The organism is Bradyrhizobium sp. Leo114 (assembly GCF_055229415.2).
Genome location: NZ_JBUYEN020000016.1, coordinates 183,693 through 198,931, shown reverse-complemented (window position 1 = coordinate 198,931; position 15,239 = coordinate 183,693). Strand labels below are relative to the sequence as shown.

Annotated in this window: 19 protein-coding genes and 1 pseudogene; 11 read left to right on the top strand and 9 right to left on the bottom strand. The window is 62.6% G+C overall.

Annotation, left to right across the window (positions count from 1 at the left end; all coding sequences use genetic code 11):
- The 4 genes and pseudogenes from ACZIRK_RS21195 to ACZIRK_RS21180 all read left to right on the top strand — a co-directional run.
- Nucleotides 1-105, top strand: a pseudogene (locus tag ACZIRK_RS21195) (IS5/IS1182 family transposase); the annotation flags it as partial.
- A gap of 757 nt (nt 106-862) precedes the next feature.
- Nucleotides 863-1,222 carry a hypothetical protein gene (locus tag ACZIRK_RS21190; RefSeq protein ID WP_130230967.1) on the top strand — a complete coding sequence of 120 codons (360 nt, stop codon included), beginning with the start codon at nt 863-865 and terminating at the stop codon, nt 1,220-1,222.
- 187 nt (nt 1,223-1,409) lie between these two features.
- Nucleotides 1,410-1,589, top strand: coding sequence for a hypothetical protein (locus ACZIRK_RS21185; RefSeq protein ID WP_130230966.1), 180 nt, complete (start codon nt 1,410-1,412; stop codon nt 1,587-1,589).
- A gap of 474 nt (nt 1,590-2,063) precedes the next feature.
- Nucleotides 2,064-2,300: a hypothetical protein gene (locus tag ACZIRK_RS21180; protein ID WP_130230964.1), complete on the top strand. Its 237-nt coding sequence runs from the start codon at nt 2,064-2,066 to the stop codon at nt 2,298-2,300.
- Between the two features lie 107 nt (nt 2,301-2,407).
- On the opposite strand, the gene ACZIRK_RS21175 is transcribed toward ACZIRK_RS21180, so the two are convergent.
- Together ACZIRK_RS21175 and ACZIRK_RS21170 are read right to left on the bottom strand one after the other, a co-directional pair.
- A complete protein-coding gene (locus ACZIRK_RS21175) occupies nt 2,408-2,650 on the bottom strand; it encodes a hypothetical protein (protein ID WP_028165833.1) in 243 nt (80 codons plus the stop codon).
- A 419-nt stretch (nt 2,651-3,069) separates the two neighbouring features.
- Entirely contained in the window at nt 3,070-3,921 is an 852-nt protein-coding gene (locus tag ACZIRK_RS21170; protein ID WP_245475140.1) for a DUF2306 domain-containing protein, read from the bottom strand.
- 195 nt (nt 3,922-4,116) lie between these two features.
- Between ACZIRK_RS21170 and ACZIRK_RS21165 the strand changes: the two genes are divergently transcribed.
- Both ACZIRK_RS21165 and serA read left to right on the top strand, forming a co-directional pair.
- Complete coding sequence (locus tag ACZIRK_RS21165; RefSeq protein WP_245475139.1) at nt 4,117-4,296, top strand: hypothetical protein; 180 nt, start codon at nt 4,117-4,119, stop codon at nt 4,294-4,296.
- Nucleotides 4,297-4,438: 142 nt separating this feature from the next.
- Entirely contained in the window at nt 4,439-5,695 is a 1,257-nt protein-coding gene (gene serA / locus ACZIRK_RS21160; protein ID WP_463328061.1) for a phosphoglycerate dehydrogenase, read from the top strand.
- An 8-nt stretch (nt 5,696-5,703) separates the two neighbouring features.
- Here the strand turns inward: serA and ACZIRK_RS21155 are convergent, their stop codons facing one another.
- Entirely contained in the window at nt 5,704-5,871 is a 168-nt protein-coding gene (locus ACZIRK_RS21155; RefSeq protein ID WP_165435621.1) for a hypothetical protein, read from the bottom strand.
- Nucleotides 5,872-5,882: 11 nt separating this feature from the next.
- Complete coding sequence (locus ACZIRK_RS21150) at nt 5,883-6,113, bottom strand: DUF6894 family protein (protein ID WP_130230950.1); 231 nt, start codon at nt 6,111-6,113, stop codon at nt 5,883-5,885.
- A 447-nt stretch (nt 6,114-6,560) separates the two neighbouring features.
- Here ACZIRK_RS21150 and ACZIRK_RS21145 point away from each other — a divergent pair, with 447 nt between their 5' ends.
- A complete protein-coding gene (locus tag ACZIRK_RS21145; protein WP_130230948.1) occupies nt 6,561-6,842 on the top strand; it encodes a hypothetical protein in 282 nt (93 codons plus the stop codon).
- Between the two features lie 164 nt (nt 6,843-7,006).
- Complete coding sequence (locus ACZIRK_RS21140; RefSeq protein ID WP_028165828.1) at nt 7,007-7,276, top strand: DUF2312 domain-containing protein; 270 nt, start codon at nt 7,007-7,009, stop codon at nt 7,274-7,276.
- A gap of 128 nt (nt 7,277-7,404) precedes the next feature.
- On the opposite strand, the gene ACZIRK_RS21135 is transcribed toward ACZIRK_RS21140, so the two are convergent.
- Genes ACZIRK_RS21135 through ACZIRK_RS21125 form a run of 3 tightly spaced genes read right to left on the bottom strand, consistent with a single transcriptional unit; the run spans nt 7,405 to nt 9,942 of the window.
- Nucleotides 7,405-8,064, bottom strand: coding sequence for a nitroreductase (locus ACZIRK_RS21135; protein ID WP_028165827.1), 660 nt, complete (start codon nt 8,062-8,064; stop codon nt 7,405-7,407).
- A 4-nt stretch (nt 8,065-8,068) separates the two neighbouring features.
- Nucleotides 8,069-8,926 (bottom strand): alpha/beta fold hydrolase, encoded by an 858-nt coding sequence (locus tag ACZIRK_RS21130; protein ID WP_463328060.1) that lies wholly within the window; start codon nt 8,924-8,926, stop codon nt 8,069-8,071.
- Nucleotides 8,923-9,942 (bottom strand): zinc-dependent alcohol dehydrogenase family protein, encoded by a 1,020-nt coding sequence (locus ACZIRK_RS21125; RefSeq protein ID WP_165435538.1) that lies wholly within the window; start codon nt 9,940-9,942, stop codon nt 8,923-8,925. The genes ACZIRK_RS21130 and ACZIRK_RS21125 overlap by 4 nt, the downstream gene beginning before the upstream one ends.
- Before the next feature lie 89 nt (nt 9,943-10,031).
- Between ACZIRK_RS21125 and ACZIRK_RS21120 the strand changes: the two genes are divergently transcribed.
- Nucleotides 10,032-10,646 carry a TetR/AcrR family transcriptional regulator gene (locus tag ACZIRK_RS21120; protein ID WP_130229574.1) on the top strand — a complete coding sequence of 205 codons (615 nt, stop codon included), beginning with the start codon at nt 10,032-10,034 and terminating at the stop codon, nt 10,644-10,646.
- Between the two features lie 70 nt (nt 10,647-10,716).
- Here ACZIRK_RS21120 and ACZIRK_RS21115 read toward each other — a convergent pair whose 3' ends face one another.
- The gene (locus tag ACZIRK_RS21115; protein ID WP_463328059.1) at nt 10,717-11,655 is read right to left on the bottom strand and encodes a hypothetical protein; all 939 of its coding nucleotides are present in this window, start codon (nt 11,653-11,655) and stop codon (nt 10,717-10,719) included.
- A 415-nt stretch (nt 11,656-12,070) separates the two neighbouring features.
- Here ACZIRK_RS21115 and ACZIRK_RS21110 point away from each other — a divergent pair, with 415 nt between their 5' ends.
- On the top strand, nt 12,071-12,316 hold the full coding sequence (locus ACZIRK_RS21110) for a DUF3551 domain-containing protein (RefSeq protein ID WP_080663856.1): 246 nt from the start codon (nt 12,071-12,073) through the stop codon (nt 12,314-12,316).
- Between the two features lie 520 nt (nt 12,317-12,836).
- Here the strand turns inward: ACZIRK_RS21110 and ACZIRK_RS21105 are convergent.
- Nucleotides 12,837-13,373, bottom strand: a complete 537-nt coding sequence (locus tag ACZIRK_RS21105; RefSeq protein WP_463328058.1) for a hypothetical protein — start codon at nt 13,371-13,373, stop codon at nt 12,837-12,839.
- Nucleotides 13,374-14,266: 893 nt separating this feature from the next.
- Between ACZIRK_RS21105 and ACZIRK_RS21100 the strand changes: the two genes are divergently transcribed.
- Entirely contained in the window at nt 14,267-15,187 is a 921-nt protein-coding gene (locus ACZIRK_RS21100) for a DMT family transporter (RefSeq protein WP_130229571.1), read from the top strand.
- Nucleotides 15,188-15,239: the final 52 nt, after the last annotated feature.

Sequence of the window (15,239 nt, the reverse complement as noted above, 5' to 3'; positions counted from 1 at the left end):
TCGAAACTGAAGCGTTTCAGGCGCGTTGCTACGCGCTACGAAAAAACCGCACGAAATTACTTCGCTGTCGTCGCTATCGCCGCAACTCTGCTCTGGCTAAGATAACTGTCCACGCGACCTAGAGCATGATCCGGAAAAGTGGGTACCGGTTTTCCGAAAAAGATCATGCTCAAACAAAGAGCGAGAGCGGGATGACGATTCGAAGAAAAGTCATCACGCGCTAGACTCTTGCCTTGACGCGTTCGGGAATTTTCTCTGTCGTCGTCGGGAAAATTTCCCTCGCATGCGGCGCTTTAATCAGGTTGCCGACGTCCATCGGCGCGATAAGATTCGAAACGCTACATCCCGCGCCTTGAATTTATCCATTGCGTGCGGATTCTTACCCAATGAACTTCAACCCCGCCTTCCATTCGTGGAGGCGGGGTTTTTCTTCGGCGCGCTTCGGCAGCCCGCAACAGCGTCCCGGCTACGCCAAAGGGGCTTCGCCGCGGCGCGCAAGCCCGGCACGACGAAGCTTTCCGCTGTCATCGTCCGCCACCGGGTCGGCCGAATGGCCGCCCGATGACAGGCTCCGGCGGACGATCCAGTATTCCAGAGGCGGTTGAGTTTGAGCCGAAAGGCCGCCGGATACTGGATGCCCCGCCTTCGCGGGGCATGACGCGTTCGCGTTCTCACGGCGTGAATTGCCCGACCTTTGCGTTCGTTTCACCCTCCTCGAAACGCAGAGGGCGTAGGGAAAGCCGGGTGCCGGTTGCACCCATCCATAGCGCCGCGGAACTTCACGGCGCGTTGACTGAAAGGTCGGAACGGCGCCCGTGTTCCGCAGTTGGGCCTCCGAAGGGGCACCATTGGAGGAGGACCGATGAAGAAGCTCGCATTGTTGAGTGCCGCCGCGGTGTTGGGGACGACGTTCGCTACCCCGTTGATGGCGCAGGGAGTCACGCAGGAACCCGGTTCGATCGGGTTCAACTATCCGAATTCGCGCTACATGACGGGCAGCTATGGCGTCGGTACGCCCTATAACACCGGCCGTTATCCCCGTATGGGTTACTATTATCGACCGGTCTACTACGGACCCGTCTATCACCGACCTTATTACGGGCCGGGTCCAGGCGCGGTCGCTGCCGGCGTCGTCGGTGGCGCGATCGGTACCGCAGCCGCGATCGCCGCTGCGCCGTTCGAGCCGTATGATTCCTACGCCTATTACTACGATCCTTATTGAGGAACGCAGTAGCGACAGGAGAGCGGCCCACGGGCCGCTTTTTTGTTGCGGCTTCCGCTATGCGCCCGTCGCAACGGCAGAACGGCGTGGGCGCCGTTCCATCAAATCGTCACGTTCCCGGCGAATTGCGGCCAAAACCTGTTGGCTAGTGGCGAAAACCGGGCAAGCACAAACATGGGAAAAGAAATTGTCCTACAAAATGATCGCAGAACGCGACAACGAGAAAGTCAAGGTCGAACGCCAGAGCTCATTGATCATCGTTGCCAAGGCACGCGTCTTCGCCAGCGCCGGCTGGCAGGTCGTGATCACGGACAAAGAGGGGAAGTTGTACGCTCCGGCGGAGTTCGATCAATTGTTAGCGGCGTGATTTTTCGGATTGCGTGGGGCGATAAGCGTCAGCGTAATCCGTCGATCGGCTGGCTGTGAGTGGCGGATTATGCTGACGCCAATTCGCCCTACCAGTTCTGCTTCATCAATTCAGCAAAACGTGAACGACCGATCGCGGGGCGCGAGACCGCGATGCGCTGACTGTGCGGCTGCGTCAGCGGTTGGTGCGCGGGAAGATCATTTCATTTCGGCGCTCGATTGAGAGCGTCCGTATCGTCGGTTTACCGCCACGGCGAAGCTTCTTCCTAAGACGCATCAAGCAGGGATGCCCCGGCCCCTTTTACGCACACGTCCGCCGTGGCCGATCACGATGATGTTTTTTGGATGATGAGTATCATTCTATTGAACGTGAACGTCTGATCGCCATCTGGAGCCGCGAACGCCACGATGACTTCGAAACGTTGGCGAGAGTTCAAACATGATTTGTTTGGTCAAGTCGAAAGGGGAATAGGCAATGACTAGGTTCAAGCTTTTCAGCGCGGTTGCATTGGTAGCAGCAATGGTCGCGAGTCCGGTGGTCGCGCAGCAGGCGGTCCAGGAGCCTGGCGCGGCGGCGTTCTATCAGAGCCTCGGCGTCGGCTCCCATTCCTACCCGCAGAATGCGCTGGCGTCCTTCGGCCGCGTCGATCTGTCGGCTGCGCCTCCGGCGCGTCATGCGCGCGCGTCCGCGCGGCATCACGTCAGGCACTGACGTAGTGACGAGGTCGGCGAGCATGGGTAAGCCGCCGGCTTCTTCAGTCGAAGGCGGATCGCGCTCTCGCGCCGTCCGCCTTCAAACCGTTTGAAGCGCGCCGTTACTCAAATCCGCCCTGCGGAGCGCCACGCCGGAACGGGATCGAGTGGTGTGCGGTACAGTTCGATATTGTCGGCGTCGGTGACGCGAACCGCGCAGCCTTTCGCTTTCAACTCGGGCTTGACCTGTGAGAGCTCGTTGGCGAGCTGGTCGGCTCTGTCGGAGGCGACGTGCAGGTCCTCGAGAATGATCGAGCCCTGATTCCTGAACTCTTCCCCAACGACGAGATCGAAGCTGTAGCAAGGCATCCGAACCACTCCTGTTTCGGTATGCACTGCATGGTAGCACTGAGTCGTTGGTTCCCTAATACGACCAACGCACAATGGTTAAGCGTCGCGCGAGAACGGTGTGCAGCGATGCCCGAATGCATCACACGGCTCGTCCCGCGATGAAATGTTCCGTAGTTTTCCGGTGGCCCGCTGGCCGCAAACTGTGATCCAGGCCACTTTTGCCTTGTTAGGACTTTATTAAACTTATCGGCGTCCCCTTAAAGGCACGGGAATTTGTGGCGGAACCGGATCCGGGAGCCGGCAGCTACAAGAGAAGGCCGGCGGCGTAACGCCCGCCGGTCTTTTCTCTGCACTGGCGGCGAAGGAGCCGAGCTACGAAGTAAGACAGCAATCCTGCTTCTTCTGGCGATGAGCGGCCGCCGTGCTCCATCACAGGATCAGAGAAGCCTTTGCACAATCCTCGGTCCCCAGTGCAAGGCCGTGAAGTAGTACGTGCTTACTGCGATGAACGCTGCGGCGATGCCCATGCAAATCGCCGCTCCGATTTTGACGTGAGCAGCAGAGCGCAGCTCGCGCGCGCGAATGAACGCCTCGGCAACAATCAGATTGGGAATGTAGAAAAAGAAAGCCATCACGACGTCAAAGCCCCCATCGAAAGTCGGCGTGTGGCCCATGTTGTGGCCGAGCAATGCCCAGAATCCGTAGTCCATCCGGTAGAGCCAGGATCCGATCACCAGTGCAAACAGCCGGATCGCCCAGGCGCGATGCTGCTCGAAGCGTTTGCCTCGCGCATGACAGAACGTTGTGACGGCGGCGATGGCCGTGAGCGCGCCATAGGTGCTGAAACCGATATTCATGGGTGTCCCGCCGATCGTGCCCTGCACGGCGATAAAAGCGAGCCCGCCCAAGCCGGCCATGAGTGCTGACAATGCATAGAGCCGGCCGACCCACCGGTGAAACGCCGGTGCTCTTGCCCGCACGGCGCTGATCAGTTGCAACGGCCCGAGCAGCAGCAGCACCGTGCCGGCCGCAAAATGCAGCCCGATACCCATTGTTGCCAGCAGCGAATGCGGATCGTGAAGGCGCGGCAGATCCCGGTTCCACTGATCAAGATTTCCATCCACCAGCGCGCCAAGATAGATCGCAACGATATAGAGGCCGAAGATGGCCGCGCTGATCCAGACGGCAGCCACAAGGGCGGTCATCGTCCATCGCAACGCCGCCGCGCCGACGGCATTGGCGCCGATCGAGCTGCTTTGCTGCCGATCAAGTTCGAATTGCAAGGACACTGCGATAGCTCAGCATAAGTTTGACGCGCGACGAACAGGATTTGGAGCTGATTGAGGCATTGGGATGACTGCAAGGCTCGGAGCCTGGTCGATGACGTTACCGATGTAATTCGAACGCATGTGATCGATCGAGCGCAACTTTCGTGGTCTCCAGCGCGTTGTGCAAGCATGACAGCTCAGCAAACTCTGCATCCCATGATGAACTTTGACCCGTCCGAGCCCGCGATCCTGCATGACCGCGCCACGGACGAGATTGTTACCTGGATCGGCGACGAAGCCGACGACTTCCGCCGCACCAGCAACGCGCGCGCCGACGGGGCGGTTGCGTGGCGGGAGTTCGTGTTCGACGGATGGGGGAATGTGCTGGGCGGGTGAGGGTCGGCGGAGTTGGTGGCGGGCGTGCAGCGCCAATCGCGGATAGCGGTTGCCTCGGGCGGCAAGGGCGGATATCCGTCCGCTCCTCCGGGCCAGACCAAATTCCGACGATCGGCCCGGGCAGACCACGAACGGACGACCGATGCCCCTGTCTCTGCCCAAGCAAAAGATCCGCGTCCTGCTGCTGGAAGGCGTGAACGATTCTGCCGTTCGCCTGTTCGACGCCAATGGTTACACCGAGGTCGAGCGTCTGCCGAAGGCGCTCGGCGCCAAGGAGATCAAGCAGGCGCTGTCGGGTGTGCAAATGCTGGGCATTCGTTCCAGGACCCAGCTCACCGCCGACGTGATCGAGGCGGCCGATCGGCTGATTGCGGTCGGCTGTTTTTCCGTCGGCACCAACCAGGTCGATCTCGACGCGGCGCGGCGGCTTGGCATCCCAGTGTTCAATGCACCCTATTCCAACACCCGCAGCGTGGCGGAACTCACCATCGCCGAGGTGGTGATGCTGCTCCGAAAGGTGTTCCCGCGCTCGGTCGCGGCGCATGCCGGCGGCTGGGACAAGTCCGCGGAGGGCAGCCGCGAGGTGCGCGGCAAGACGCTCGGCATCGTCGGCTACGGCAATATCGGCTCGCAATTGTCGAATCTCGCGGAAGCCATGGGCATGCGCGTGATCTTCTTCGACCAGACTGACAAGCTCCGCCACGGCAACACCGAGCCGGTCGAGACGCTGGATGAGCTGCTCGCCGCGAGCGACGTGGTCTCCCTGCACGTGCCGGAGACGCCGGCCACTGCCAACATGATCGGCGAGCGTGAATTGCGGCAGATGAGGCAGGGCGCCTACCTCATCAACAACTCGCGCGGCACCGTCGTTGACCTTGATGCCCTGGCCCGGGTGCTCGGCGAGGGCTGGCTCGCCGGCGCGGCCGTCGACGTCTTCCCGGTGGAGCCGGCCTCGAATGCGGACCGCTTCGTCTCGCCGCTGCAGGGCCTTTCCAACGTGATCCTGACCCCGCATGTCGGCGGCTCCACCGAGGAAGCCCAGGATCGCATCGGCGGCGAGGTCGCGCGCAAGCTCATCGACTATTCCGATGTCGGCTCAACGCTCGGCGCGGTCAACTTCCCGCAGGTGCAACTGCCGGCCCGCCCAACTGGCACCCGCTTCATCCACGTGCACCGGAACGTCCCCGGCGTGCTGCGGCAGGTGAACGACGCCGTCTCCCGTCACGGCATCAACATCCTCGCGCAGTACCTGCAGACCGATCCCGAAGTCGGCTATGTCGTGCTCGAGACCGACGTCGTCGGCGGAGAGGGCGAGGGATTGCTGGCGGACTTACGGGCTGTCGACGGCACCATCCGCGTCCGCGTGCTGTACGATCAGAATCGGCCGATGGCGCGGTGAGGGGCTCCCTACGGGGTCTGCTGCTTCGCGCGCCACTTTGGGCCGGGCCCTCGCATGTAGTGAAGCTCGGGCCGGTAGGGATCGCAGACGGCTCCGATCAGCTTGCAGCAGCCGGCGGCGATGATCGCCTTCAGCGCTCGGCGCAGCGGTGTCCATGACGGCTGTGCGGGCGGCACCGGCTCCGGCCTCAATGCGACTTGCCAAGCACTGATGCGAACGGCACGGCGAGGACCTCGTCGCCGAGCTCATCGGTGACGTGCAGGACCCAGCTCCGCCAATCTTCCTCGCTTGGCGTCATGATGAGGGCGCGGACCAGGCCTTCCGCGTGCTCGCGTGCCTCGGCCAGGTCCATGGCGTGGCCGCATTCGTCGATGATGACGTGCTCAGCGTCGGAGCAGTGGAAATACAGTTCAGGCATGTTCCGCCTCCTGCGGCAAGCGACCTCACGGCTTATCGATAGCAGCAGGGATGACGGCTGAGAATCCGGGTGATCCCCCATCGGGAAGTTACGGGGAATGCAGAGGATTCGAATCAAGCCGATGTGATCGGTTCGCTAAACCGCTGCATGAGCTCAGAAAAATGTGAACGGGGTCGTTCTTCTCGCGGCGAGCCACGGCGTTCGCGTGGCCGGGTTTTGCGAACGGAAAATCGTTCTGTCTTGCTGCTCGCTTCTGCAGTTCGAATCTACGACGCGCGCAGATGGCGAAACGAATCGCTCCATGACGCGACGATGACTGTTGCGCATTGATCCCTATCGCGTCGGGAGGTGCGCATCCCCTGCATTGTTGCAATGCAACAATAGGGAATGCCGCAGTGCAACAAGGGACCTATATGCTGGGCAGCGAATCCAGTCAGGAGAATTGCAGTGAAGAAGACTTCCCTAACTCTTGCGGCCCTCGTCGCGATCTCAATGGCGGGTGCCGCTGCCAGCTTCGCTGCGGAGTTGCCGACCTATGAACTCAACGGCCTGCCGATCTCGCAGGTGCAGGTTGGATTGCTGGGAGCGGCCAATGTCCGGGAGCAGTCGCCGGTCGCCACCACAGCGGCTTCTCCGCACCAGCTCAGCGTGCTGACACAGCGACCGAAACTCAAGGCGGCGTCGGCGACACAAAGCGCGACCCAAACCTCCGGTCTCGCGGGCCACTGAGCGCCGCGTCCAAAGCCGCACGAAATGCCAAAAGGCCCGCAACCTCGCGGGCCTTTTTTCTTGATGGCCGCCGCTTGTGGACGGCGGTGAGGCAGGACGGCGGGTTAAGAATTTGGTCATTTCTTTCCGCGCATTTTCACGACCTCATTCAGCAAAGAGGCACCATGTCTGACATCACCATTCCCGGCGGGCGTATTCGTTCCTTCGTCGAGCGGATCGAGAATCTGGACACCGAATTGCAGGAGTTGAACGAGCAGAAGAAGGAAGTCTTCTCGGAAGCCAAGGGCGAAGGCTTCGACGTGAAGATCCTCAAGGAGATCATCAAGCTGCGGAAAGAGGACAAGGACGAGCGCGACGAGCGCGAGAGCCTGCTCGATCTCTACATGCGCGCGATGGAAACCTCGCCGCCGGAAAAGACCGCCAAAGCGGCATGACACGATCAAAGTGACGCGCGTCGGGCGGGTGAACCATCGGGGCTGCGCTTCGCGCGGCCCGATGACAGGCTCCGCGTAACCTGCCGACGTCCGGGCAGCGTATCGCGGCCAATACTGACATGGCGATGTCAGTCGAAGCCGCGGAACGCAACCCAATCGGAGATCGGGTCCCGCCTGGTCCTGAGCGTGTTGATGGGATTTTCGTCCGCGTATCCCAGGCCCATCCCGCAAAACACCATTTCCTCGGCTGGCAGTCCAAGCAGGTCTGCCAGCGTCCGGGGATAGCGCGACCAGTATTCCTGCGCGCAGGTCGACAGTCCATCCTCGACGGCGAGCAGCATCACCGTCTGGATGAACATGCCGAGATCGGCCCATTGCGGAGGGCCGAGCCTGCGGTCGAGGCAGAAGAACAGGCCGACCGGCGCGCCGAATAGTTGTCCGTTCTTCGCCAATTGCTGCAGTCGGCCGGCACGATCTTCCCGGGGAATGCCGATCGTGGTGTAGAGATCCTCTCCACATTCCCAGCGTCGGCGCCGGTACGGGTCCCACAGCGAATTCGGATAGACTTGGTATTCCGGAGGCTCTCCAAGCGGATTGGCAGTTGCGCGGGCCTTGAGTTCGTCAAGCGGGGCGCCCTGAAGCGCATAGACGCGCCATGGCTGGAGATTGCCGCCCGATGGCGCGCGCCTGGCTTTATCGAGCAGCCGCAGGACCTGCTGCTTGGTGACGGGATCGGATTTGAACGATCGAACCGAAATGCGCCGCTCGATAGCTTCCGCAACATTCATGAGATCAACCAAGGAGTTTGGTGAGCGCGTCGGCCACTTCATCCGGCCGCTCGAGTTGCGGATAATGGCCGAGACCGGCAAGCGCGGTCACACGGGCATGCGGTAGCTTCGCGCTTGCGCGTTCGAGAATAGCGCTGCCGGAAATTGGATCGGCAGCGCCATAGACGAAGCCAAGCTTGACGCCGGTCTGCGACAGTGCGGCTTCCCACTGCGGGGAAAGCCTGGACCGCTCGGCCATGTAGACGAGGTGCCGCGGCCAGAGCAGTTGTCCATCTGCGCGCCGAATGGCGTCCCACATGTCATCGAGCTCTGAGGCCGCGAGCCGGCGAGACGGGAACAGTGTCGCCATCGCTGCTTCGAGCGTTGCGCGCGAGAGCGATCGGGAGATGATCGGCCCCTGGACCGGGTTGGCGAGGGCGAGTTGCGTCGGGGTCGGACGGTAAAGCTCCGCGTAGACCGAGGAGTTCATGAAGATCGCCTGCCTCAGACCGAGTTCCAATCGGCCCGCGAGCTGGCGGTGCAGCATGTCCTGAAGCAGGATGCCGCCCAGATCGTGCGCGACGACATCGGCCTCGGTAACGCCGAGAGCAGCAAGGATCGCGAGCGCGCGGTCGGTTTGGATCAGCGCCGAATAATCGGCATCGGTCGGCTTTTCGGAGGCACCGTAGCCCAAATAGTCGAACGTCACGCAACGGTAATGGTCGCGAAGGCGGATGATGACGCCAGCCCAATCGTGCGAGGAGGTCGGAAAGCCGTGGAGGAAGACGACGGTTGGCCCGCTCCCTTCCACGCGCGTGAAGATGGCGTGGCCATCAACCTCGATCGTCGAGCCGCTATCCCACCACTCGGTAAGCCCTGTCATTGCACGCTCCTGACGTCGATACAGATCTTGCCGTGCTGGTCGGCGCTGGCGAGTCGGCGATAGGCTTCCGGCACTGCCTCAAATGGATAAAGGCTGTCGATCACCGGCTTGAACGCCGCCGTTTCGATGAAGGACAGCATCGCCTCGAAGCTGGCGCGCGATCCGACGGTGATGCCGCGGATCGTGAGGTTTTTCGAAATTACCTGACCAAGCTCGACCTTGGTCGACAGGCCACCGAGAAAGCCCACGGCAATGATCCGACCGTTCTGCCCGCTTGCAGCCACCGACTGGGCGAACGTGGAGTCGCCGCCCACATCCACGATCACGTCCGCGCCCCGTTTGTGCGTCGCGCGGACGACTTCCTTGCCCCATTCCGGTGTATCCGAAGCAAGGATCACGCTCTCGACACCGAGATTACGGATTGCGGCGGCCTTGGCTGCGGAGCGCGACACCGCCACCACGCGCAAACCTGCGGCAAGCGCGAATTGAGCGGCAAAGGTCGACACCCCGCCCGAGCCCTGCACGACCACCGTTTCGCCGGGCTTCGCGCCGGCAAGATCGAAGAGGGCGCACCAGGCGGTGAGTGCTGCGATAGGAAGCGTCGCGCATTCGACATCAGTCAATCGGTCGGGGGCGCGTACCACGAAATCGGCCGGAAAGACGCGCCGCTCGCAGAGCACGCCGTCCAGTGGCGAGCCCAGCGTCCGGGTGCGGTCGGAAGGCTCGCTCGGTCCCCGGTCCCAGCTCTGCATGTAGCAGCCGATCACCCGCTCGCCGACATGCCATCGCTCGACACCGGGGCCGACGGCGACGATGCGGCCGGCGGCATCGGAGGCGGGGATGATCGGGAGTGGCTGCGAGGGCGCGTAAACGCCGCGCGCGATCGCGAGGTCACGATAATTCAGCGAGACGGCATCGATTTCCACGAGCACCTCGCCTTCGCCCGCGATCGGGTCAGGCCGCTCCCCGAGCGCCAATCCTTCGATGTCGAACGACCGAACTTCCCAGCATTTCATACAAATCGCCATCCAAATACATAGATGTATCTGAATGCAAAGATGTTAGGCTGTCAAGCGTCAGGATTCGGCTCGCGACAGGAGGACCAATGCGAAAAGTGAAGCGATTGAATCGCGAGGAGAGCCAGACACGGACGCGCGATTTGCTGATGCGCTCGGCCTCGGCCTGCTTCGCCAGGCTGGGCTTCGAAGGCGCATCGGTGGATGAGATCGCCGAAACTGCCGGATTCTCGCGCGGGGCGTTCTATTCGAATTTCGCCGACAAGGACGAGATCTTTCTCACGCTGCTCAAGCGGCACCTGGAGCGGGATCTGCGCGATTTTGAAGCGGCACTGGCGACGAGTGACAGCTTCGAGCAGCTCGTCGAAAAAGCGGCCGCACGATACGTCGAGCTCGGCGACCATCCCGATTGGTGCCTGCTGATGGCCGAGTTCCAGTTGCGGGTATCGCGCGCAAACAAGACCGACGACGCCTTTGTCCGGACCTATGCTGAATATCGTCAAACGCTATCCGGTCTGATTGAGCAGACCTTCGCGAAATTCGGCAACAAGGGGAGCCTGGCGCCCGCCGATCTCGCCATAACTCTGCTCGCGCTATCGCATGGGTTTGCGCTGGAGCGCGCGGCATCAAGGGATGCAATTCCAATGGCGCTGACGGGCAAAGCGATGAAGGCACTGTTAATCGGAGCCGCGAGCAAGATGTAGTTCGCAGCGTCGGAAAACCGCTTCAGCGCGAGCGACGTGGAACTGATTTGCCCGTCGAGGGGCGCACACCTCACCAATATGGATCGTCCCAGGGGTCGACCGTATACGGCGGCGGCCTCCAAGGCCCTGGCGGCCGTCTGGGCCGCCGAGGTTCGATTGCGGCGGGCACGTGCGGGCGCGCAGCCAAATTGTTCTCTTTCTTCACGGTCGGCGCGGAGGGTTTCGCGGACGAAGCGGCAAGCTGCGCTTGCAGCGCCTGTAGCTGCTCGGCGATGCGCGCGCTGTCTTTCGCATTCTGCTCCTGAGCCGCCTTGAGCTGTTGAATGGACTCGGCATGCTCGCGAAGCGTTTGTTCGTGACTGCTCTTCAGTTGCTCCAGCTTGTCGTTGATGCTTACAAGGCCCTGCGCGATGGTCTTGAGCGATTGCGCGACATCTATGGATGTCGAGTCGGCGGACTTGGCGGAGCCGGCTGGCGGAGCGTCTTTCGTTTCCTTGGGGTTCGAAGGCGCCGGCGCTTCCTTTGGGCTCGAAGACGGCGGGGAGGGTTGTTCGGCTGCCTCTGCCACCTGGACGGTCAGCGATCTGGTCGGACCGCGAGGCTCGGACGCCTCCGGGGACGCCATCGAGGCTTGCGGGGTCCATCGCGCCATGATCGCCTTGGTCTCATTGCCGTATCGCGAAGCCAGCGCAGCACCCGCGATGCCCAGCGCCAACAGAAGGCCGCCGACGGCTCGCAGCAGGGGCCGACCCCGTCTCGGGCCTGGGTCGCGAGCCTGGTTCTCTGGTGTTGGAGTCTCGTTCACGGTGGGAGCGTCGGGTGGCGCGGCGCCGGCATCTTCCTGCCGGATCTTTGGGCCGTCGCCGCGCTCCAATCCGGAGACCAATCTGTCCAGCCGCGTAAGGTCTTCGCCGGCACTTTTGATCCGTTCATAGGCCCGCGCCAGTTCGCCATCGGCGCGCGGCGTGCCCTGTGGTTCGTCCGGCTTCGGGTTGTCCGTATCAGCCACCGATGCGCTCTCCATTCAGCTTGCATCAACGGAATGAGTGCGGCAGTCCGAGATCATCGGGAGGATAGTTGCCGTCGCCGTTTGGATCAAGATAAGGCCGGCGTGAGGGAGAATTTAAGGCGACCTCGGCCGGGCCCGGCAGATTACGCCGTCGGCTAATTCCGCCCTTCGATCTGACGGCTTCGCAAGCCGACAATTGAGCTCCGCAGATTCCGAATCTGCATAGCGCGCCGCTCCGCCGGGGCCATGCTGGCCGGGCGCCCTGTTTCTCGGACGGATCGCAACTGCTTTCCTTCCCTGGTGCGCACCTTCGGGCCTGTGCCCGATGAGTTCGAAATCGATCGCGCCGCTTTTCGGCAACATTGCAAGAACGACTTCCTGCGTCGAACCAGGCACCAACCTCAGGAGGTATCGCATGCGACGTCTCATATTCGCTCTGTCCGTCGCCGTTCCGGTAGCAGTGGGAGCAATCTCGCCAGCTACCGCGCAGGACTACCCTTACTGCCTGCAGGGAAAGGACTGGGGCCTTCCGGGCCTTTGCCAGTTCTGGACCTACGAACAATGCCAGGCGAGCGCATCCGGCACCTTCTCCTATTGCGGGATCAACCCGCGCTTCGCGTTTTTCTACACGCAGCCAGGCCGGTGGCCGCCGCCGCACTGAGATCGTGGTGACATAAGGAAGGCCCGCGCGGCGGGCTCAGCGCGAACGGCTTGTCGGACGAGGTCCGGCCGTCCGACGTTGACGGTCGCTTCATCTGCATCGCGTCCGGCAAGCGGACCGGCCGCGCAACGACCGAGCCAGACCTGAACGGGGGCTGAGCCATGAAATGCACCAAGCAGTCGTTTGCCGTCATCTGCGCGCTCGTGGCAGTGCCTCTGTCCTTGAGCATTGGAAGGCTCAATGCGCGCGATTCCGATCTCGCCAATGACACATTGGCAGCCGCTCGGACCGCCAAGCAGCAATGCGTGAATACCTGTCGTGCGCGATATCGCGACTGCCGTCATCTGAAACAGCTACCATCGTTCGAGTGTCGAGGTGTTTACCAGGACTGCACCCGATTCACTTGCAGTGGTTCAGGACCGGGATGACGCAAGTTGCCTTTGCGGCCGTCAGCGGCGAGAGTGAGCGGCGGATTACGCTGGCGCTGATCTGCCCTACGAGCTGGTTTACGAGCACGCGCCTAGCATCCACCGATGCCGCCGAAGAGATCCCCTGCGCTGGCATTGCCGGCCATTGACGGTATCGCGCCCAGGCAACGCACGCTCGATGAGGCAACACCGCCGACAGCGCCACCCGCGCCCGACGCGGCGTTGGGCGTGCCGCTTTGCGTGTTGGGGGCAATGCTGCCCACTGGTGCCGTTGTCACCGCGGTGGCCCCTGCCTCCGCCGGAACTTGGTAGGTTGGGGCGCCGAGCGGATCGGATGCGCAGCCGAACGCCGTCAGATCGGCGCTCAACGATACGCCGGACGCACAGGGCACCGCCACGGGCGCAATGGTGCTGAAGCTTCCTCCCGTTGCCCCAGTCACTCCCTGGCCGGATGGCACGATCGCGCCGGTCACCGTGCTTACTGCGTTGGTCGGGGAGTTGACCTGCGCGCCGGTTTGAGCACTGACCTGGGGGTTCGGCTGCGTGCCTACCGATGTACTCACCTGCGCGTGAGCGGTGGCAGCCACGCCAAGCCACAGGGTGACCGCAAGGATGAGCATTTGTTTCATCGCGCTCTCCTGTATTGCCGAAGCGACGATGAGGTCGTGACACGGCGTCCGCCCGCCCGTTGCTTCAAACGCCTCCAACGCGGAGGGGTTCCCTGTGACCGAGCCGCAGTGCGCGGGGGCTACGTGTTTCGATTCGATTGTCAAACAGCGGATGCGATGCGAGTCCGCGTTCCCGCGGCACAAAATGCCCGAGGTCGCGTTTGCGTTGACCCTCTTTCGATGTAGAGGGCGCAGGGAAAGCCGGGTGCCGGTTGCACCCGTGGGCCCCGTGCAACAAAAAGCACGGGGGTAGGACCACAGGTCAACCGAAGCAACTCCGGCTTTCCCTGCGCAGTGGTTTTACGGCTTGCTTCGTGCTCTCCTCGGTGACCGGGCTTTCTTGCCACCGTCGCCCTTAGGGATGTTTCCATCCCTTAGGGACTTAGCGCCAGCGTCGGGGCGCCGGGACCACACGACTTCGCCGTCCGCGAACAACCGCGCTCGTCTTTCGCGAGCCGTCGCGTCCACCGCATCTCACCGCGCGTTCGTGACGTTGCGCAACGCCCCTCTCATCGGGTGAGACGCGCGGAGTTAAATCACTGATTTGCCCGACGACGGAAGCGGAATGTTTTTCGCGCGAAGACTGGACAGGGCAAATCATGTTGTAATGGCTGGTGAATTTTTCTCCTCGTCATTCCGGGGCGTCCGAAGGACGAGCCCGGAATCCATTTCTCCACCTGCGCCCGCCGCCCGATGGATTCTCTGATGTGCAATTGCACATCATAGCTCGCGACTTTGTCGCGCCCCGGAATGACGAGGAGGAGAGAATTCGCGCTACCGCGCGTTTTGATGCGCCCGTCAGCCTTGCATGGCCGTGGGTTGATCCACTGTGGCGGCTGCCGTAAGCGTCGGCGATGACCAAGCCGACCATCGGCGCCGATGCTCCACCCCAGAAATCGGATGCGAAACCGGCCCTGCTCGGGGTCGCCTGCGGCCTTGGCGCGGCGTTGTGCTGGGCGCTCGGGTTCGTCTCGACACGACACGGGCTGAAAGTCGGATTCACGCCCGCGGACCTGCTGATGCATCGCTACGTGTGGTCCGGCATCGCGTTCCTGCCGCTCGTGCTTCGCGCCGGAATAGGCAATCTATGCGGCATCGGATGGGGCCGCGGACTGGTGCTGATGGTGCTCGGCGGACCCGTGATGTCGATCATCAGCTATACCGGCTTCCTGTTCGTGCCGCTGGGGCATGGCAGCCTCATCCAGCCGTCCTGCGCGACGCTCGGCGGCCTGTTTCTCGCCGCCGCTTTATTGAAGGAGCGGGTTTCGTTTTCGCGGGTGTTCGGGGCGGTCGTCATCGTCGGCGGCCTGGCCGTGATCGGAGTTGAATCGATCGGCCATATCGGGCCCGATGGCGTGCTGGGCGATCTGATCTTCGTCCTGACCGGATCGATGTTCGCGGTCTTCGGCGCGCTGCTGCGCCATTGGCGCGTCTCCGCCTTCTCCGCGGCCACCGTCATCAGCGTGCTGTCGCTGTTGCTGCTGCCGGTCTATGCGGCATCCGGCGGGCTCGGCCGCGTGGTGGCGCTGGGCCTCGGCGAAAACGCGCTGCAGGCCGTGGGGCAGGGGATCCTGGCCGGCCCCGCGGCGCTGTATCTGTTCGCAGTCTCGGTTCAGCTTCTCGGCGTCGCCCGCGCCGCCGTCTTCCCGGCGATGGTGCCGGCGCTGACCCTGCTCGTCGGCTGGCTCCTGCTCGGCGAACCCCCGACCGCGCTGCAGGCGACGGGACTGGTCGTGGTGTTGTCAGGATTCTACTTGGCGCAACGGCAGCGGTAGAGCGCGTAGGGCAGCGCCGAGGGTGAGTGGCGGATTACGCTGGCGCTAATCC